At 33.4% G+C, this 19513-nt stretch carries 20 protein-coding genes; 5 read left to right on the forward strand and 15 right to left on the reverse strand.

The window, feature by feature from the left end; all coding sequences use genetic code 11:
- Positions 1–10: 10 nt before the first annotated feature.
- The 6 genes from ACQ5J2_RS10650 to ACQ5J2_RS10675 all read right to left on the reverse strand — a co-directional run bounded on the left by ACQ5J2_RS10650 (position 11) and on the right by ACQ5J2_RS10675 (position 4208).
- Complete coding sequence (locus ACQ5J2_RS10650; protein ID WP_432670388.1) at positions 11–217, reverse strand: hypothetical protein; 207 nt, start codon at positions 215–217, stop codon at positions 11–13.
- A gap of 10 nt (positions 218–227) precedes the next feature.
- Positions 228–386, reverse strand: a complete 159-nt coding sequence (locus ACQ5J2_RS10655) for a hypothetical protein (RefSeq protein WP_432670389.1) — start codon at positions 384–386, stop codon at positions 228–230.
- A 101-nt stretch (positions 387–487) separates the two neighbouring features.
- A complete protein-coding gene (locus tag ACQ5J2_RS10660) occupies positions 488–1432 on the reverse strand; it encodes an L-histidine N(alpha)-methyltransferase (RefSeq protein ID WP_432670390.1) in 945 nt (314 codons plus the stop codon).
- A 7-nt stretch (positions 1433–1439) separates the two neighbouring features.
- Positions 1440–2642: an ergothioneine biosynthesis protein EgtB gene (gene egtB, locus ACQ5J2_RS10665; protein ID WP_432670391.1), complete on the reverse strand. Its 1203-nt coding sequence runs from the start codon at positions 2640–2642 to the stop codon at positions 1440–1442.
- A 136-nt stretch (positions 2643–2778) separates the two neighbouring features.
- On the reverse strand, positions 2779–3540 hold the full coding sequence (locus ACQ5J2_RS10670; RefSeq protein WP_432670392.1) for a TIGR02757 family protein: 762 nt from the start codon (positions 3538–3540) through the stop codon (positions 2779–2781).
- Positions 3541–3545: 5 nt separating this feature from the next.
- On the reverse strand, positions 3546–4208 hold the full coding sequence (locus ACQ5J2_RS10675; RefSeq protein WP_432670393.1) for an ABC transporter ATP-binding protein: 663 nt from the start codon (positions 4206–4208) through the stop codon (positions 3546–3548).
- Positions 4209–4503: 295 nt separating this feature from the next.
- Between ACQ5J2_RS10675 and msrA the strand changes: the two genes are divergently transcribed.
- Both msrA and ACQ5J2_RS10685 read left to right on the forward strand, forming a co-directional pair.
- On the forward strand, positions 4504–5079 hold the full coding sequence (gene msrA / locus ACQ5J2_RS10680) for a peptide-methionine (S)-S-oxide reductase MsrA (RefSeq protein ID WP_432673301.1): 576 nt from the start codon (positions 4504–4506) through the stop codon (positions 5077–5079).
- 49 nt (positions 5080–5128) lie between these two features.
- A complete protein-coding gene (locus tag ACQ5J2_RS10685; protein ID WP_432673302.1) occupies positions 5129–5410 on the forward strand; it encodes a hypothetical protein in 282 nt (93 codons plus the stop codon).
- A 12-nt stretch (positions 5411–5422) separates the two neighbouring features.
- Here the strand turns inward: ACQ5J2_RS10685 and ACQ5J2_RS10690 are convergent, their stop codons facing one another.
- The 6 genes from ACQ5J2_RS10690 to ACQ5J2_RS10715 all read right to left on the reverse strand — a co-directional run bounded on the left by ACQ5J2_RS10690 (position 5423) and on the right by ACQ5J2_RS10715 (position 10970).
- A complete protein-coding gene (locus ACQ5J2_RS10690; RefSeq protein WP_432670394.1) occupies positions 5423–5737 on the reverse strand; it encodes a DUF6787 family protein in 315 nt (104 codons plus the stop codon).
- A 29-nt stretch (positions 5738–5766) separates the two neighbouring features.
- On the reverse strand, positions 5767–6183 hold the full coding sequence (locus ACQ5J2_RS10695; RefSeq protein WP_432670395.1) for a DUF6146 family protein: 417 nt from the start codon (positions 6181–6183) through the stop codon (positions 5767–5769).
- Positions 6184–6298: 115 nt separating this feature from the next.
- On the reverse strand, positions 6299–7255 hold the full coding sequence (locus tag ACQ5J2_RS10700; RefSeq protein ID WP_432670396.1) for a D-2-hydroxyacid dehydrogenase: 957 nt from the start codon (positions 7253–7255) through the stop codon (positions 6299–6301).
- A gap of 32 nt (positions 7256–7287) precedes the next feature.
- Complete coding sequence (gene serC / locus ACQ5J2_RS10705; protein ID WP_432670397.1) at positions 7288–8352, reverse strand: 3-phosphoserine/phosphohydroxythreonine transaminase; 1065 nt, start codon at positions 8350–8352, stop codon at positions 7288–7290.
- A gap of 124 nt (positions 8353–8476) precedes the next feature.
- A complete protein-coding gene (locus ACQ5J2_RS10710; RefSeq protein ID WP_432670398.1) occupies positions 8477–9871 on the reverse strand; it encodes a T9SS type A sorting domain-containing protein in 1395 nt (464 codons plus the stop codon).
- 40 nt (positions 9872–9911) lie between these two features.
- Positions 9912–10970 (reverse strand): acyl-CoA reductase, encoded by a 1059-nt coding sequence (locus ACQ5J2_RS10715; protein ID WP_432670399.1) that lies wholly within the window; start codon positions 10968–10970, stop codon positions 9912–9914.
- A 115-nt stretch (positions 10971–11085) separates the two neighbouring features.
- Between ACQ5J2_RS10715 and ACQ5J2_RS10720 the strand changes: the two genes are divergently transcribed.
- Positions 11086–11436, forward strand: coding sequence for a 4Fe-4S dicluster domain-containing protein (locus ACQ5J2_RS10720; protein ID WP_432670400.1), 351 nt, complete (start codon positions 11086–11088; stop codon positions 11434–11436).
- Between the two features lie 146 nt (positions 11437–11582).
- On the opposite strand, the gene ACQ5J2_RS10725 is transcribed toward ACQ5J2_RS10720, so the two are convergent.
- Complete coding sequence (locus ACQ5J2_RS10725; RefSeq protein ID WP_432670401.1) at positions 11583–13979, reverse strand: FG-GAP-like repeat-containing protein; 2397 nt, start codon at positions 13977–13979, stop codon at positions 11583–11585.
- Between the two features lie 351 nt (positions 13980–14330).
- Here ACQ5J2_RS10725 and ACQ5J2_RS10730 point away from each other — a divergent pair, with 351 nt between their 5' ends.
- Complete coding sequence (locus tag ACQ5J2_RS10730) at positions 14331–14975, forward strand: hypothetical protein (RefSeq protein ID WP_432670402.1); 645 nt, start codon at positions 14331–14333, stop codon at positions 14973–14975.
- Between the two features lie 171 nt (positions 14976–15146).
- Here the strand turns inward: ACQ5J2_RS10730 and ACQ5J2_RS10735 are convergent, their stop codons facing one another.
- Positions 15147–15527, reverse strand: a complete 381-nt coding sequence (locus ACQ5J2_RS10735) for a RidA family protein (protein ID WP_432670403.1) — start codon at positions 15525–15527, stop codon at positions 15147–15149.
- Between the two features lie 17 nt (positions 15528–15544).
- Positions 15545–18271, reverse strand: coding sequence for a putative LPS assembly protein LptD (locus ACQ5J2_RS10740; RefSeq protein WP_432670404.1), 2727 nt, complete (start codon positions 18269–18271; stop codon positions 15545–15547).
- A gap of 85 nt (positions 18272–18356) precedes the next feature.
- On the opposite strand from ACQ5J2_RS10740, the gene ACQ5J2_RS10745 reads away from it, so the two are divergent.
- Positions 18357–19508, forward strand: a complete 1152-nt coding sequence (locus ACQ5J2_RS10745) for an N-acetylmuramoyl-L-alanine amidase family protein (protein ID WP_432670405.1) — start codon at positions 18357–18359, stop codon at positions 19506–19508.
- The last annotated feature ends 5 nt before the right edge of the window (positions 19509–19513 follow it).

Below are 19513 nucleotides of genomic sequence, written 5' to 3' on the forward strand. Positions count from 1 at the left end.
TAGATATGTTTTAATTCGGAGATTTGGTTTTTTCAGAATTATCTTTCAAGTTTTCAATCGATTGTTTTTCTTCCGATTTTTTGAAACTCTCTTCAATTGCTTGCTCAAAATCTTGTTCGTCAGATGTAATTCGGTTTAAATTGATATAAACCCCATCTGATATTTCTTTCACTTTCGAATTTTTATCCGATAAATTGTGAGGTACATTTTTTTTCATAGTTTACGTTTTATTTATGTCGACCACTCTGATTGTGTTCAGCATTCCAATCCGTTAAACTATTTTCTAAATCACGATTATCTTTTTCATCAGAAACTTCCTTTTTAGAAGTTTCATCTGCTTTAGGTTGCGATTTAGTCGGTATTTTTGTGGAGGTTGAAATTTTCATAGCAATTTTTTTTGAACCAATCTGTCTATACAAAAATAGACTACCTATTCAACAACCTTTTATGCTTTGAAACCTATATCTTGCAACATTTCAACCTATTTTTATTTTTTCCAAATTGCATTGCAATAATACCGGTTGGAGTCAAAAAAGTAGGGTTGTTTTTCAAAGCCAATTCGCATGGCGATGGTATCAATATCTTCAATCGAAAATTTTTGTGAAAGCTCCATGTCAATTGCTTCAAACGGTTGAAATTCAATTTCAGTTCCATCGATAAATGTTACATTTTGTTGCTTTTGACTGATTAAAAAACTTCTGCAAGCTCCCGTTAATGGATTGTAAATGGGAAAATGTTCAAATTGATTCACATCAAAATTAGCTCCCAACTCCCGATTAATTCGGGTCAATAAGTTCAAATTAAAATCCCTTGTAATTCCTTCGGAGTCATTATAAGCTTTCAAAATTTGATGTGGATTTTTCTTTAAATCAAAACCCACTAAAACCATGTCACCTGGATGCAATTCGTCGTATAAATTTCGCAAAAAATTATGTGCTTCGTGCAATTCAAAATTTCCGATACTTGAACCTAAAAACAACACCACTTTTCGACGTTTTGAATACCGATTGGCTTCGCGAACTTGTTCTAAATATTCCCCTGCAAAACCGTGCACTTTCAGATTCGGAATTCGTTGTGGCATCTCGCCTTCTAAATAAGCAATCATGCTAGACGATATATCAATTGGAAAATAAGTAAAATCAGCTCCTGAATTTTGCCATTCTTTTAATAAATAAGTAGATTTGGTAGCATCACCAGCTCCTAATTCTAGTACATCAAACGGCTCATTTTTACTAGTTAAAGCTTTTGATAATTCGCTTGTTTGTTTTGAAAATATCTCATTATCAGCATTGGTCAAATAATAATCGTCAGATGCCATAATTTTTTGAAAAAGTGCATCACCAGTTTCATCGTAAAAGTATTTTGAGGAAAGGGACTTCGGTTTGCTTTTTAAACCGCTATAAACGTCTTTTTTGAAAGTATTTTGAGTCATAAATGTATTATTGAGCAAGTCGGATTCCCGTAAATTGCCATTGTAGGTTAGTTTGAAAAAAATTGCGGTACGTAGGACGGCTGTGATGTTCTGCTGTTACAACTGAAGCACCTCGAAGCACCATTTGGTTTACCATAAATTTACCATTGTATTCTCCCGTAGCGTCGTCAGCGGTTGTAAAACCCGGATAAGGTAAATAAGCACTTTGGGTCCATTCCCAGCGTTTTCCCCAATTGAATTGGTCGTTTGCCACTTCCCATTCCGCTTCTGTAGGTAATCGTTTTTTTGCCCAAGAAGCAAATGCAAATGCTTCATAAAAATTTATATGTGTTACCGGTGCGTTCCAATCTATAGGTTGTAAGCCGTTTAGTGTATAATTGTGCCATTCCTTTTCTATGAAATACCAGTACATCGGTGCCTTGGCCTTTTGGTTTTGAATCCAATCCCAACCTTCAGCATGCCAATTTCGAAACTTTTCATAACCACCATCATTGATAAATGCCAAATACTCTTGATTGGTCACCAGTTCTGAAGCAATTTGATATGCGCTTAAATATACTTTGTGACGGTTCAATTCATTGTCAAAACAAAAGCCATCTCCTTTAAAACCAATTTCATAAACACCTTCTTTGACAGAAATCCACTTGGAAGTTTTGGCTGGTGCTATTTCAGAATTTTTATTTTCAATATAAGGAGGAAAAAGCGGATTGTTTCCTAAAATATATTTGATATCCGTCATTAATAATTCCTGATGTTGTTGTTCGTGTTGCAACCCTAATTCAAACAAAACGGACACGTCTTTAGACATTTCCTTTTGAAAAAACTGAAGCATTGCCTCATTAATATATTTGCGATATAGGTAAATATCTTCGACGGATGGCCGGCTTAAATTTCCTCTATCGGTGCGAATTACACGAACTCCAACCGTTTCATAGTAACTGTTGAAAATATAATTGTAATTGGCATTAAAAACTTTATAACCTTTAAAATAGGGTAGGAGAATCATGGTTTCAAAAAACCAAGTGGTGTGACCTAAATGCCATTTTGGCGGACTTACAAAGTCTTGGGGTTGCACTACATAATCTTCAATAGGAAGTGGTTTACAAACCGTTTCAGTGCGTGACCTAATGGTTTGAAACCTTTCTAATAAATTATCTTGAAATTTAGAAATTCTATATTTAGGACAAGTGTCATTGTTGAGATAAGACATAGTTTTTTTTTATCATTTGCTTGACGTCAAATTAATTTACGTTACAAAATCTATTTTGTATTACTAATTTCTACTTTTAAATTATAAACGACAACTGTTTAACATTAATTTAAAAGTCGTTGATAGAATAAAGTGATTAAAACCCTTCAAAAACACCCAGTCCAAACAAGGCAAAATCATATTTTGTAGGGTCATTTGGGTCTAAAATCCGTAAGTTGGTATCGAGTTCTAAGACCGCTTTGGCATCGTTTTGTTTTCGATTCAATAAGCGTAGTTTTCGCGCCACGTTTCCAGAGTGAACATCAAGTGGACAAGATAAATAAGCCTGAGAAACTTGTTTCCAAATGCCAAAATCGACGCCAGTTATGTCTTTGCGAACCATCCATCTCAAGAACATATTGATGCGTTTGGCAGCTGAATTATTTAAAGGGTCGGAAATGTGTTTTTGGGTTCGTTGTTCGTGTTCAATTTCAAAAAAAACCTTCTTGAAGTCACTGATGTTTTTTTGAACCGAATTGTTTTCAACATTAATGAAAAGCGATTCTAATCCGTTATGGTTGGTATAAATATGACGGAGTCCAGCCATAAATGTTCTGAAATCAGTAGCGTTAAAAGTTCGATGTACAAAATTATCAAAACCTTGCAGTTGTTCCGTTGAATGCGACATTACAAAATCATAAGGAGAACTCCCCATCAAATCCATCATTTTTGACGCATTATTGATAATCATCTTTCGATTACCCCATGCGATTGTGGCACTCAAAAAACCTGCTATTTCAATATCTTCCTTCAAAGAAAAACGATGCGGAATTTGAATTGGGTCACTTTCGATAAAATCGGGTCGGTTATAAAGGGCTACTTTTTCGTCTAAAAATGATTTTAATTCGGACTGATTCATTAATGTTAATTTGAAATTAAGCCATCAACCATTACTAGTTTTCTGTCTGCCATGTTGGCAAAGTCTTCATTATGAGTTACAATGACAAAAGTTTGCCCAAATTCGTCTCGCAAATCAAAAAACAATTGATGTAAATTTTCAGCCGAAACTGTATCTAAATTTCCCGAAGGTTCATCGGCAAAAATAATTGCAGGTTTGTTAATTAATGCTCGTGCAACAGCAACGCGTTGTTGTTCTCCACCCGAAAGTTCATTGGGTTTGTGGTGAATTCGATGACCCAGTCCTAAGTATTCTAAAAGTCGAATGGCTTCTTTCTCGGATTCTCTCTTGTCTCTTTTTGCGATGAATGCAGGAATGCAAACGTTTTCTAAAGCTGTAAATTCAGGAAGCAATTGATGAAATTGAAATATAAAACCCAAATTCAGGTTTCTAAATTTTGAAAGATTTTTGTCGTTTATTTTCAAGACATCTTCTCCATTAATTTTCAAAGAAGTAGAAGTGGTTGGCGAGGGAACATCCAATGTACCTAAAATCTGAAGCAATGTTGTTTTTCCAGCACCTGATGCACCAACAATAGAGACAATTTCACCTTTCGTAATATGTAAATCCACCCCTTTTAAGACCTGCAAATCGTCGTAATACTTTTGAATATTAAGTGCCTCAATCATAATTAATTTTTTTACAAAGTAACAAAGTTTTTCGGAAATCTAAATCTACCGCCTTGCTTTCTTTCGCACATAAGTTATAAAGTTGCGTTAAGAGGTTGTAGTTCTGTTTAATTAAATGGTTAATTTTGATGAACAAAAAAGGCAATAGGAACGAATCAATGAGGAGGTAGTGACTGTAAAGTCGAAATTCTCATCAGCAGTTTAATTTTAAAAAACCTATTTTGAAATGAAAAAATTAATAGCAATCGCATTGGCATTTTCAACAGTGGTATGTCAATCAAAAGAAATTAAAAAGATGACGCAATCAAATGCAGACAATGAAAACTTAGTTCAAGAAAAATTAGAAGTCGCTACTTTCGCTGGAGGATGTTTTTGGTGTACAGAAGCTGTTTTTTTAGAAATCGAAGGTGTAAAAGTCGTTCTTCCTGGATATATTGGCGGAAAAATTGAAAATCCAACCTATAATCAAATAACAACTGGAACAACAGGACATGCAGAAGCAATCGAAATTGTATTTGACCGTAAAGTAGTGAGTTTTGGAGCGTTGTTAGAAATGTTTTTCGCAACACACGACCCAACTTCATTAAACCGACAAGGTGCAGATGTAGGAACACAATACAGAAGCGAAGTTTTTTATCACAGTGAAGTTCAAAAGAAAATCACGGAAGACTACATTTCTTTAATGAACTTCGAAAATACTTTTGGAAAGACCTTGGTGACTGCAGTTTCAAAAGCACCTAAATTTTATGTGGCAGAAGATTACCATAAAAATTACTACAGTCGAAATTCAAGCCAGTCGTATTGTACTTATGTAATTACTCCCAAAATTGACAAATTGAAAAAGAATTTTCAAGATAAATTGAAAAAATAACGAGAAAAATTTAGGCATGTTTTTTGTTTTATAATGTACTATGAAACAAATGGAACAACTTTCTGACAAGAAAAACAAAACTAGAGATTTAGTCTTAAGCTTATTGTTTGACGCCATTGGTATGATGTCTTTTTCGATTCCTTTTTTAGGTGAATTTCCAGATGTAGTTTGGGCTCCAATATCCGGTTTACTAATGGTCTGGATGTATAAAGGCACAATGGGAAAAGTAGCAGGAGTCGTTTCCTTTTTAGAAGAAATACTTCCTGCGACTGATATTATTCCTTCCTTTACGTTAATGTGGTTTTACACATACCTCATAAAAAAAAGCTAGAACTTAAAAATTCTAGCTTTTTTCGTTTGGTAATAGAAATCCCATTTTCATACTTCGAATCATTCGTTTAGCAAAAGGAGTAAAGAACTTTGATTGCCCGAAAAGCCATCCAAAAAACATCAGCATAAACGGATAGAGTGGAAGTACGAGTACTAATAGTATGATATAATAAAGAACAATATTCGTGTTGTCTTTCGTCATCCCAAATTCTCCTAAAAGAAACGAAGAAATTTTTGCAGATAACGAACCGTTTATTGCAAAAACAATAAAAATGACAATAAGTTGATAGTTTGAGGTGATTCCCCAACGGGTTTTAAGCTTATTCATTTGGAACTAAATAAATACAAAAGTAAGATTTATAATCGAGCACTATAACCTCCCAGTTGAATATTATTTGTTAATTGAACATAAGTTAAATAGTTATAAAGTAAATAATTTACCTCATATCCATAATCGGTATTGGAATCATAATTAATAGTCATTTCAAACAAATCCCGGCGTTGTCCTGAAATCACATTTTGGTTCCACTGCATTACCCATGTTTGATTCCGTTGTTCCATATAATGCTGACTGTTGTAATTGCGTGGTTTTCCGTAAGTGGCTAACCAAGTGTTGAATCCAGCATCGATAATGATTACTTCATACTCTAACTCGTCGTTTGCAATTCGTATGGTATCGCTTTTGGAAGTACTTTTGTCAAAGCTTGCCGTTTTTGTTGTGCCACAAGCCACTGCAAAAAATAAGATTACTGCTACAAGATAATATTTTTTCATAATTCATATTTTGCTTAAAAATACGCTTTTTTGATGGTAATCAAACTGATTTTTATTTGATTTAACAAAAAAAGCCAAACGCTAAGTCTGGCTTCAGTTGTAATCTATTCTTATATTATGCGGGTAAAAGTCCGATGATTTGTTGCGCAAGTTCGATACTGATGCGTTCTTGAGCTTCCTGAGTTGCTGCACCAATATGTGGCGTCAGTGAAATTTTAGGATGCATCAAAACTTGTACGGCAGGAGTTGGTTCTTCTTCAAAAACATCTAATCCAGCAAACAGTACTTTTTCATTGTCTAAAGCTTTAAGTAAAGCTACTTCATTGATAATTCCGCCTCGTGATGCGTTGATGATTCCAACATTTTCTTTCATCAGTTCAAATTCTGCTTCGTCAATAATGTAACCGTTTTCTTGAGCAGGAACGTGCAAAGTAAGAAAATCTGCATGCTTTAAAATATCTTCTAAAGGCTCGGTTTTAATTTTCACATTAATGAATTGACCGTTGTAGAAATCTACTTTGATTTCAGCATCACCAACAAATTTATCCGAAGCAATTACTTTCATTCCTAAGCCTAAACCTATTCGCGCCACTTCTTTACCAATTCTTCCAAAACCAATAATTCCTAGGGTTTTTCCTCTTAATTCAACGCCATTTGCATAGGCTTTTTTCAATCCATTGAAATTACTATCGCCTTCTAAAGGCATATTTCTATTGGAATCGTGCAAGAAACGTGCTCCAGAAAATAAATGTGCGAAAACCAATTCTGCTACTGATTCTGCTGAAGATGCGGGTGTACTTATAACATTTTTTCCTTGAGAACGGGCATAATCCACTTCAATATTATCCATTCCTACGCCACCACGACCAATAACTTTTAGAGAAGGACAATCGTCGATAATATCTTTAGTGACCTTTGTGGCACTGCGAACTAATAAGACGCTTACGTCATTCGCGTTGATGTAATTGGCCAATTGTTCTTGAGCTACTTTGGTTGTAAGGACTTCAAATCCGTTTTTTTCTAAAAGTTTAATTCCCTTTTTTGAAATTCCATCATTTGCTAATACTATCATGCTGCTTATTTTGTGCTGTTCAATTTTTACTACTACTTTTCTAATTCTTGCATCGCATTTACTAAAGCTTGTACGCTTTCTTTTGGTAATGCATTGTAAAGGGAAGCGCGATAACCTCCCACACTTCTGTGACCTACAATTCCAGAAATGCCTTTGTCTTCGCAAATTTCCGCAAATTTTTCGGTTTGACCCGCGTCATTTAGTACAAATGTAACATTCATTAACGAGCGGTCTGCATTATTAGCCGTTCCTTTAAAGAGTGGGTTTCTATCAATTTCTGCATAAAGTAAAGCGGCTTTTTCTTTATTTAGTGCTTCAATTGCAAGAATTCCACCTTTGTTTTTAAGCCATTGCAAATTCAACAAGGAAGTATAAATTGCAAAAACAGGCGGTGTATTGTACATACTTTTTGCCGCGATGTGTTTTTGATAATCTAAAATATTGGGAATGTTCCTTCCCGACTTTCCTAATATTTCTTTCTTAACCACTACAAGCGTTACACCTGCCGGTCCCGTGTTTTTTTGAGCTCCCGCATAAATCAAATCAAAAGTGGTGAAATCTAATTTTCTTGAAAAAATATCAGAACTCATGTCACAAATCACGGGTACTTTTGTTTCAGGGAAATCGTGTATTTGCGTTCCGTAAATGGTATTGTTAGATGTACAATGAAAATATGTAGCATCTTCAGGAATAGCATAATCCTTGGGAATGTAATTGTAGTTTTTGTTTTTAGAAGAACCTACAATTGCAACGGTCCCAAAAGCACGAGCTTCAGCAATTGCAAGGGACGCCCAATTTCCAGTATCTAAATAAGTAGCGGTTTGATGTTCTGCCAATAAATTATAGGGAACGCGTAAAAATTCCATACTTGCTCCTCCTTGAAGGAATAGTACTTCATATTCCTTAGTATCTAATTCCATAAGCTCTAAAACGAGTGCCCGCGCTTCGTCCATAATCGCTAAAAAAGCTTCACTTCGGTGTGAGATTTCTAAAATGGATAAACCAGAGTTATCGAGATTTAAAACGGCTTGTGCGGCTTTTTCAAAAACTTCTTGAGGTAAAATACAAGGTCCTGCACTAAAGTTGTGTACTTTCATTGAATCGTGGTTTTAAAGATTGTAACTACAAATTTCAATAAAAGCAATTTAAGTAGCGGTAACAATTTGGTAACTATTTCAAAATACTATTAACAAAAACGTTTTCGTAAATAGTATTTCAGGTTTATTTTTTCAAAACTTTGTAAGTAGTTTCTGTATTATTAGAAAAATGAACTTTTAAAAAGTACATTCCTGTAGGGAAATTTGTTAATGATAGTTGCTCTAAACTTGATTTCTTAGATAACAGCAAGTTTCCGTTAACAGAATACAAGTTGACCCCATCAATTGTTAATTGAGAGTCGTTCTTGATATTCAGAATGTCTGAAATAGGATTTGGATATAAATAAAGGCTACTTTTTTCAAAACTTTTTCTGTTTAAAAAAGTATCAAAATAGTAGGCTTGACCAGCATTATAGGCCACGCCTTCTTGTGGAGCTCCAACAACTGCTAGATTTTCAGATAACGCTAAACACGCTCCAAAGTGATCGTCATTATTTGGTTCTCCAAAACCATATACATAATTTTGATATGTCCAATTATTATTGATGTTTTTATAAATTAGCACTGGAAATTTTCTTTCAGTTTGTAAAATATATTCTGTACTTCCTAAAAGCATCGTATTAGCAACAACTTCAATTTTAGTGAATACCTGATCAGGAAAAATGTTTACATCTGTTGCACTTGTGAATGACCATATATTATCAATATCATCATAAATATTAATTTTTCCATTATTAAATATAGAAGAAGAAATCAAATAAAGGCGATTGTTAGATAAACTAAAGTCTTTTATATTTTCTTCTAAAGATCCTAAAGGAAGAGTTGCATTTTGTATTATCCAATTTGTTCCATTGAAGGTATAAGTTGCAAAAAAAACAGCATTTGAATCAAGTATGTTGCTTAAAATTATCATTTTGTTATTCTCGATTTCGATTTTTGAACCGAATTTCAACGAATTTGCAATTGTAATTTTTTCTGAGAATGAATAGGCACTTTCATTAAAATCGTAAACGTAAACGGACCCATTGCCATCATTTGTTGCAGAAATTAATATTTGATTATTGTGGATACTTACAAAACTTCCAAAATGGTCATCTAAAGCTGCATCATTTGCTGTAATTTTCTGAAGTAATTCCCATATTCCATTTGTTTTTTTATAAACATATACGGCTCCAGAATTTTGAAAATTTGAGTCGTGGTAAGGGGAACCTATAGCAATGAGATTATTTTCGATTGCAATTGAAGAACCGAAATTATCAGTAACTAAAGCATCTGTTGGATAAAAAAAAGCAGTTTGATTTAATAGGTTATTTGCCAAGTTAAAAAGAAATACTTTTCCTGAGCCACCAATTTCTGTAGGAGCGTTAGCACTCGATATTAAAATTTCATTATTAGAAATTTTCACATCGCGTCCGAAATAGGTTCCATTATACCCTGATGTAGGAAATATCGTTTGAGGAACTTGTGCAACTAAATTAGCACTAATAAAGAATAATAGAGTTAATGTAAAATTTTTCATTTGGATTTCTTTTATTCAAATATAGCAAATTTTACAATTATTATAAAGATTTTAAAAATTCCATTGTATCCACATTATCTGCAAAATCCCAAAGTTCAGGTTGCTGTGTTTTTCCAAAAGGAATGCTGTTAGGAATTAAGTCGTTGGAAACAATGCATTGAATTTGTTCGTGTTCGTTGGCAAGTTTTGTTTTCAAGTCTTCCAAATCATCGTAGAATTCATAGAAAACACTTGAAATCGGGGAGGAGTAACTCGCGTCTTCTTTGATGGTGAGAAAACCATTGTCTAAAAGTTTGAAATTACTCATTAGAAACACAGCTTTATTGTAATCGTAATTGTTAGCGTACTTTTCGTAGTGAATGACGTCTTGGTGTTTGAAAATGCCTTCGAAAAAAGCATCAAAGACATAACCTTTTGGTACAAAAAGTTTGGAAACATTTCGGCAACCTAAACCAAAGTAGCGGAAGATATCTTCGCCCAAAGCGTCAAAGTCTGCGGGAGTTTCGGTTCCGTTTAATACAGCAACCGAGTTTCTGTTTTTTCGAATGATGGAAGGTTTGTCTTTAAAATAATATTCAAAATAACGTGCGGTATTATTACTTCCAGTAGCAATGACGGCATCAAAATCAGTTAGTTTTCCTTCAGAAAATTGAATGTAGTTCAATAAAGCGGGTTCAACAGATGTAAGGTAATTAGCAAGGAACGGCAATAGCATTTGGTCGTTTGACGATGTTTTTACCTGTACTTTATGACCTGAAAGTAACACACAAATAAAATCATGAAAACCCACAAGCGGTATATTTCCGGCCAATACTAAACCGACTGTTTTAGGAGTATTATTTTCAAAAGTATAAGACGACAAAAACTGTTCTAAGTTTTCTTTTGTCAACGCTTTTGCCCAAGAGTTTATTGCAAAATATACGTTTTCGGGCGTGTACCAGCCGTTGTGTGATTGCGACAATTCAATGAGGTCTAAAAAAGCAGTATAAAACAAATCATTTTTTAAAACTTCGGGATTAGGGATGCTTTTTTCCAAGTGAAATTGGGAGAGAAATTTACCTAATTCGATTAAAGTGTTTTTTTTATGTGCTAAGGTCATATTGATTTGCTTATGAAATGTTTTGGGTGTAATTTTGCACAAAAATAAAGCTTTTCTACCCAATAGACAATACGTACCGAATTTAGTACATAAAGTCTTTTTAAAAATAAATAAAATGGCAATCATAATAACTGATGAATGCATCAATTGTGGTGCATGTGAACCCGAATGTCCAAACACCGCAATTTACGAAGGTGCAGACGACTGGCGGTATAAAGACGGAACGAAACTAACTGGTAAAGTGGTTTTACCCGATGGAACGGAAGTAGATGCGGATGCGGTACAAACACCGGTTTCTGATGATTACTACTATATTGTTCCTAGCAAATGTACAGAATGTAAAGGCTTTCATGATGAACCACAATGTGCGGCAGTGTGCCCTGTAGATTGTTGTATTCTAGATGATGAACATGTGGAAAGCGAGGAGACGTTGTTGAACAGACAAGCGTTTTTGCATAATGAATAGATAGATAATGTACTTTATATAATAAATAAGCCCGGTTTTACCGGGCTTATTTATTGGTGTTAAGTAGTGTTCCTTCGAAGTTAGGAGGCTTTGAAGAAAATAGTTAGAGTATGCTACACGAAGGTATTTGGTAGTGAGGATTTGCTTTATTTTTTAATTATTTTATAAGTACTTTTAGAATTCAAATCTAAATCTTCAATAACTAATAAATAAATTCCTCCGTTTAAGAACGATAAATCCAGACTATTAGTTGAAGTTTTTTCTTGATGAATCAATGTGCCACTTAATGTGAATAATTGTAATTCGTAATTTTTATTATTATCACCATCCCAATTTATAGCGTTCGTAAAAGGATTTGGAAATATTTTTAAATTGTTAATTGCAGTAGTTTCTTCTATTGAAAGGGTATTGGAAGAATTAAAATAAACTGAGATTGAGCCAAAAAAAGAATCAGAATTAATAAATAAATCTTTCTTATTATTACCACTGTAATCGAATAATAACAAATCTATCGCTGAATCACTACTTTTCTGAAAAGAGTCAATTTCAAATTTTGGAAAACTTAAAAAATTTAAAGATTTGTAATAAAAAATACTGCCTGAGTATAAATTTGAGTTATAATTCACGGCATAAATTTCATATTTTTCATCTCCATCATTATCATCAAATTCTATATCATCAATGTTAATGTTCTCAATTACAATTTTGAAAAAATTATTTTGGCCATCATTTCTATAGAATAAAAAAGGCTTTGTATCTCTGCTGTATACAAAAAAATCTAAATCGCCATCTTGATCGATATCTTTTATTTTAATATTTCCATTACTATAAGTGTCTGTTAAACTTGCTACAGTTGTAGCTGAAAAAACACCATCTTGATTTTCAAGTAAAATTACTTCATAATTATAATTATCAATAGCATAATATTGGCTAAGTAAAAGAATATCATTAGTATCATTATTATTAAAATCATCAATACCTAATGAAATAATTTCAATAGTATTAGGATAAGTAAAAGATAAGGGTTGAACAGTTCCAAAGTCAACTCCATTGTTGTTTTTCGCCCACCTCAGCACCTCACCTGTAGTAAAATTACTTTTTTTAAAAAGCATATCTTTAAATCCATCGTTATCAATATCTACAAAAAAAATTCCTGTTGTAAAAATAGGGAGTGAAACATTTTGTACGAATGAAAAATTATCGTTTCCGAGATTCTTAAAAACTTTGGCATACATACCTGATGAACTATAATCTATTACATCACCTAAGCCATCGTTATCAAAATCCATGATATTATTCAAAGTATAATTAGATGCGTTTGGATTTGACATGACACCTATTAAATTTTTTAAGGCAAGATGCTCGTTATTAATCATTTTTTCGAAATAACCTAATCCGTTTTGTTGTCCAACACAAACATCCTCAATTCCATCTCCATTCATATCAATAACGCTAAACATATAAGCGTTAATTGTTTGTTGAACGCATATTGTTTTATCTGATAGATTATCAATATCATAATTTATAAGGAGCATATTTTGTCCGTTATAATTTGAAGAAAATGTAAAATCAACATTTCCATTATTATTAAGGTCTAAAAATTTAAAATTTCTTAAGGAAAATGAGTTTATATCAAAATTAGACAAGACAACTTCCTGACTTCCAAAAACTCCATTATAGACGTTGAATTTATGAATATTTGATTGATTTGGCGTAGATTCTAAAGCAACATAAACATCATAATTACCAAGGTTATTATCTTTCACATATATAGAAATATCATTATTACTATTAGCGAAAAATGGAATGTTTTGAACAACAGCGAGCTCATTTAGTGCAACAACTTGATTACTATTTGTATTAAAACCAAAATATTTAGCCCGAATTGCACCGTTTTTCCAGTATAAAATATCTTTATATCCATTTGAATCTAAGTCAAGGATTCCGAATTCTTCAAAAGGTGTGTAGTCAATTTCAAGTGTAAATGAAGTTTCGAACTCTCCGTCATTATTTAAATAAATTTTTAAAGTAGAACCTAGTATATATAAATCAAGATCTCCATCATTATCAAAATCATCAATTTGGTATAATGAGGTAAAACTCTCCATTGCTAATAAAAGTTGTGGAGTTGACAAACCACCATTACCGTTGTTTAGCAACACAAATAACATATTTTGATTATTTTTTAAGATTAAATCAATAAATCCGTCGTTATTGTAGTCACATTTAAAGGGTGATATAGTATTCGACCCAGAAAAATTTACTAATGTTTGTTCAGCACTAAATGTGTCGTTTTGTAAATTGTACAGTACACCAATTGTGGAATTTGAACTATAAGTAATGATATCAGGATAATTGTCGTTATTAATATCTAGAGAGAGAATCGGATTTACGTTATTAGCTATAAGCTTTGGTGATTTTAAATTTAAATTTCCGTTTTCATTTTTATGAAGTAATACATTAATTTGGTTATTCGACACGTATTTTATGAAGTCAATATCATTATCATTATCAAAATCATCATAAATAATATTGGTACTCAACGAATCAATGTTATAAATGTTTACTGATTCATTAAAATTTACCTGTCCGAAGATTGGATTAATGATGAACCATGTAAAAATTAAAAACGCTACTCTTCTTATTTATTGATAATTATGACTTGTAATTTATGTAAAATAACTTTTTTAAAAATAGTAATTTTAATTTAATACACATCGTCTTTATTTTATCGGACATTAATGATTTTAAATATAAAATATAAAATAATTTTTAATGGTTTGTTAACTGTCTGATGCAAATAGATTGTATTTCAAAATTTTAACATTAAAAAATTTACAAACTGAATAATCGTGTTATTTTTGCAACTTCTAATTTAAAAAAATAAAATGAAAATGATGAAATTAAAAATGATTATTGCTACTCTTCTAGTTGGTTTGGGATTACTTTCTTGTTCTTCTGATAGCAACGGCGGCAGTGTAGATACGAGTTGTGATGACGCGGCATCAGCTACTTTAAGTGCTGCAATTGCCTACAATAATGCAACTGATGCAGAAAGTGCAGCAAAATGTGTAGCTTATAAAGCAGCTTTAGAAGCTCAGATTGCAGTTTGTGGCGATACTTCGGGTGCGTTGAGTCTGATTATTAACAGTCTTGGAGATTGTTCAGATGAGGCAGTAACGGGTTCAATCACGGTAACTGTTGGGTCGGCTCCGAGAACGTTTAATAAGAATATTTCAATAACTCCAGTTGGTATAACGCAACATATTTATGCAGAAGATACAGCTGGATATTATATTGAATTTGACCTTGCAGTTAATGCAACAGGTACTATGGCGATTCAAAATTTCAATATACACATATTGTCATCGGACTATAATCCGTTAGCAGTTTCAGAAGGTGGAAATTGGACTTCGAATATCACGGTGAATTCGGATACGAAAATTACGGGAACATTTAATGGTTATGTGACTTCGCCAACAACAGGTGCAGACCTTGATTTAACAAGTGGTGTGATTAATTTGACTTTAGATTTTTAATCCAGCTGTCTTATAATAAAGAAGAGCCGTCAACTAGTAGTTGGCGGCTTTTTTATTGGTTTAGGTTTTTATTTAGAATTTAAAATCTTTCGAAGTCTGGATTCCTCGACGAGTGGGGAGTGGAATCTGAAACAAATTCAGATGGACAAGGACACCGATTCAAATTATTTTCTACAAAACGGCAATCATCGAAATCTCGATATTTACATTTTTAGGCAAACACGCTACTTGTACGGTTTCTCTTGCAGGAGCGGTTTTTTCGTCGAAATAAGTTTCATAAACACCATTTATTCTGCTGAAATCGCCCATGTTCATGATGAAGATGGTGCTTTTTATTACATTTTCAAAGGTCATACCGGCTGCTTCAAGAACGGCTTTCATATTTTCCATGACTTGCTTGGTTTCGATTTCAATGGTTTCGGTCACGAGTTCCATTGTTACAGGATTCAGAGCAATTTGTCCTGAAGTATATAGTGTATTTCCCGCTAAAACAGCTTGGTTGTATGGCCCGATTGGTGCAGGTGCTTTGTCTGTATAAATTATTTTTTTCATGGGTGTTTTTTCTTTAATTATCGAATAACTTTGTCTGCTTGATTTCGTTTGTCCCACTTAATATCACTCAAAATACCGGATTTAATACCGATAAAGAACCCCCAATTGGCATAATCACCAAATGGTGTCCAGTTAAAATCCATTCGCCAACTGAGCAAATCACGCTGAAACCGTAGTTGTGTAAAGGTGACGCCGTTTTGCACAAAATCATAACCTGTAGAAACGCCTAATTTCCATTTTGGACTGATGTCAATGTTTCCTGAAATCATAATCGAATTACCCGTTAATTTCTTATGACGGTTCAAATTTCCATAGGTTAAGGAATAGGCAAAGGTTAAATCCCAGGGCAGTTTTGCGGTAAAAAACTCTGAAGATTCTTTATTTTTATTTTCATCTTTATCCTCGGTACCTTTTCTTGTTCCAAAATCTTCATTGGAACCAAATAAATCATCTTCACGACCACCATTTCGAGCTCCTTGCTTGTTGTCGTTGTCTTTCTTTTCGTCTCCCGTACTATCCAGTGAATAATTTATAGTCATATTGGCACTCGTCATTCGGAATAAACTCCCCCCATTGTCAATATTGTATTTTTCAATTCTAGTTCCTGCATTATTAATTGCATAAGGATCTAAAGTGGCGCCAAAATTAATGTTCATTTTGTCCTTAAACAATAAAGTTCCTCCACTTACTCGAACAGGCGACCATGGCAATGAATCTGCTGCAATATTATAAGTTGTAGAGAAGTTTAAGTTATTTAATAACATCACTTTCTTTGGTTCAGTTGATGTTGAATCTTTGCTTGCTACTTTAGCTTCAAACGTATTGTTCAAACTCAAGCCTAAACTATTCGCATACGATTTTCCGGGAGCTCCAAAAATCCCACTTTCAAAACGAGTATAGTCTTTTTGCATAGTGCCACTTGCATCAGTTGCATAAGTGTCGTAATATTTTTCAAAACTTGGCGTATAACTATAAGAAACAGAGGGTCGCATCACATGACGGATGGCTTGAATTTTATTGGTTTCGCTAAAATTAAAAGTACCATAAATTGTAGTTCCAACACTGCTTGAAAAAGAATAAGTTCGGAATGCATCAAATTTATTGACTTCGCTCTGTACCACCTGACCTTGATCTTCGTCAAAATTTCTGCGAATGGTTTTTAAATACCACACTTCATTATAATTAGCTCCTGTTGAAACGCTAAAATGTTTGAATACTTTGAAATTAGTGGTTAAGGGAATCGAATGTTGAAAGCCTACTTTAGCATCTTTAAACATTTCAGATTTAAAAAAAAGCGAATCGGTAGTTCTAATTTGGTTTTCACCTCTTAAATTATATTGAAAATTAATGTTCTTGATAAAACCTTTTTTGGGTTGGTCTTCTGATGCAAATGGGAAAATACGGTCAACACTTAATTGTAAAGTAGGCAATGTCATACTAATTTGTTCCGTTTGCGTATTTTGAGAATGAGTTGCCGTCACCGATAAGTTCACGGAGGGAACCGAATTAAAAGTTTTGGAATAAGAAACAGAGGAACTTAACGTATTATTTAAGCGCGAACCTACATTGACTTGATTCAACGAGTTTTGAAAGTAACTGCTACTTCCTAAGTTTAGTGATGCTGAAAACCGTGAACTAGGATTGGATTTAGAGTCTTGAGCATGGGACCACTGAATATTGTAAATCGTATTTTTAGCATAATCAGGAAATCCACGTTCACTAGTAATTTGATTTTCAAAACGAAGATTCACATTTCCGCGGAAACTATATCTTTTGGCATAACTCGATTCGAAACGTAAGGCATAACTACCGTTTGTATAATAATCACCTAAAAGAGTAAGGTCGTAATTATCGCTTAATGCAAAATAGTAACCCCCGTTTTGTAGCGAATACCCTTGTTGGCGGGTGTCACTAAATGTAGGTAATATAACGCCAGATTGACTGGTTTCGGTCATTGGAAAGAAAGCAAAGGGTAAGCCAATTGGGGTAGGAACTTCTGCAATGTACATGTTAGTTATACCTACAACGACTTTTTTATTGGGAACAAACTTGGCTTTTCTCGCTAAAAAATAGTATTCGGGATCATCAATATCTTCCGCTGTAGTAAATTTCACATTTTCCATAAAATAAACCGAGTCGTTTTCTTTCTTTGCTTTTCGAGCTATGAAATTAAGACCGCTTTGAGCGCTTCGAGAATTCCAGATAAGGACTTTTTTAGTTTTAAAATTAAAACGGATAGAATCAGGTTCTATGACATTAGAACCTTGCGTAAATACAGGACGCTGTGTGTAATTTCCTGCGGTATCTTTAATTCTTCCTGCATAAACTTCGTTCTTGGCATAATCCATTACGATTATACCTGCTTTAAGTTCCACATCGAGGTAATGCAGTTCCGCTTCGTTATATAAAGTAATCAGTTTCTTCTTTTGGTCGATTCGTTCATAATCAACAGCAGTTCGCTTGACGATGCCTTCCAGAACTGATTTTTTCTTAGGTAATGTGTCCGTTTTTAAACTGTCAACTTCCTTCTTAGGAATCTGTAGTGGTTTAATAGCAAGGGTATCAAGTGTTTCTTCTTTCTTTTCAGGGATAGAAACCGTAATTTCTTTTGGAATTTCTTGCGAATGTAATTTTGAAGTTCCTATTGTTAAGAAAATTGCTAATAAAACGATATGAAATAAGTTTGTCCGCAAGAGTTTAAATGCTATTTTTGTAAAAATATGGCTTACTATTTGATGTGTCAAACTTACTATAATTTTTTCATCAAAATAAGTGTTTTTGTAAATTATAACAATACTGTTTTTAATTAAATTAACTTTTCTAATTCCTATGCGAATATTCAACAAGTATAACTACCTAATCCTAATCTTATTATCTGCTTTTTCTATAAGCGGTTTTGCCCAATCCACTAAGTTTAAAGTTGTGCTAGATGCGGGACATGGCGGAAAAGATATAGGTGCGAGTTACCACGGTTTTGCTGAGAAAAAAATTGCTTTAAGCGTTACTTTAAAAGTAGGTAAAATTCTTGAAAAAAATTCAGGCATCGATGTTATTTATACTCGAGATACCGATGTTTTTGTGGAGTTAAATGAAAGAGCTAATATTGCTAGTAAAAATAATGCTTCCATTTTTGTATCGATACATTGTAATGCTAATGAGAATACTTCTGCCGAAGGGTATGAAACGTATGTAATGGGTATGCACCGAAATGCCTCAAATTTAGAGGTGGCAAAAAAGGAAAATGAGGTAGTAACTTTAGAAAAGGACTATAAAATTAAATACAACGGGTACGATCCAAATTCACCTGAAAGTGCCCTTGGGATTTCTTTGCTACAGGAAGAATATTTAAGTAACAGTATTTTGTTAGCAAGTAGAATTCAAAACGGAATGGCTACCAATTTTGGTAGAAAAGACAGACGTGTTAAACAAGCAGGATTTCTAGTGTTGAGACAGATTTCCATGCCTAGAGTTTTAGTTGAAATTGGTTTTGTTTCTAATAAAAGAGAAGGTGGCTATCTTAATTCAGAGGAAGGGCAAGACGAAATTGCCACAGGAATTGCCAATGCAGTTATCAGCTATAAAAATGAATTTTACGGTTCAGGAAAGACTGAAGCACAAATTGAAAAATATGTTCCTAAAACTGCAGATGTAAAAGAACCAATTGCTGAAAAAGAAACAGTGAAGGAAGTTGCACCAAGTAAAATAGAAACTAGTACTTCAAATGAAGGTATTGTTTTTAAAGTTCAAATTGCGGCAAGTGGTAAAAATTTAGAATTGACACCAGGAAATTTTAAGGGATTGAACAACCTTTCTGTTATTAACGATAGCGGAAATTTATACAAGTATATGTATGGAAATGCGGCAACATATAATGATGCTAAACAAAATTTAGCGGAAGCTAGAGCCAAAGGATTTGAAGGTGCTTACGTGGTAGCGTTCAAAGATGGAAAGAAAATAAATTTACAGGAAGCGATTAAATAAACCGA

The organism is Flavobacterium sp. SM2513, assembly GCF_050908145.1.
Lineage (GTDB): Bacteria > Bacteroidota > Bacteroidia > Flavobacteriales > Flavobacteriaceae > Flavobacterium.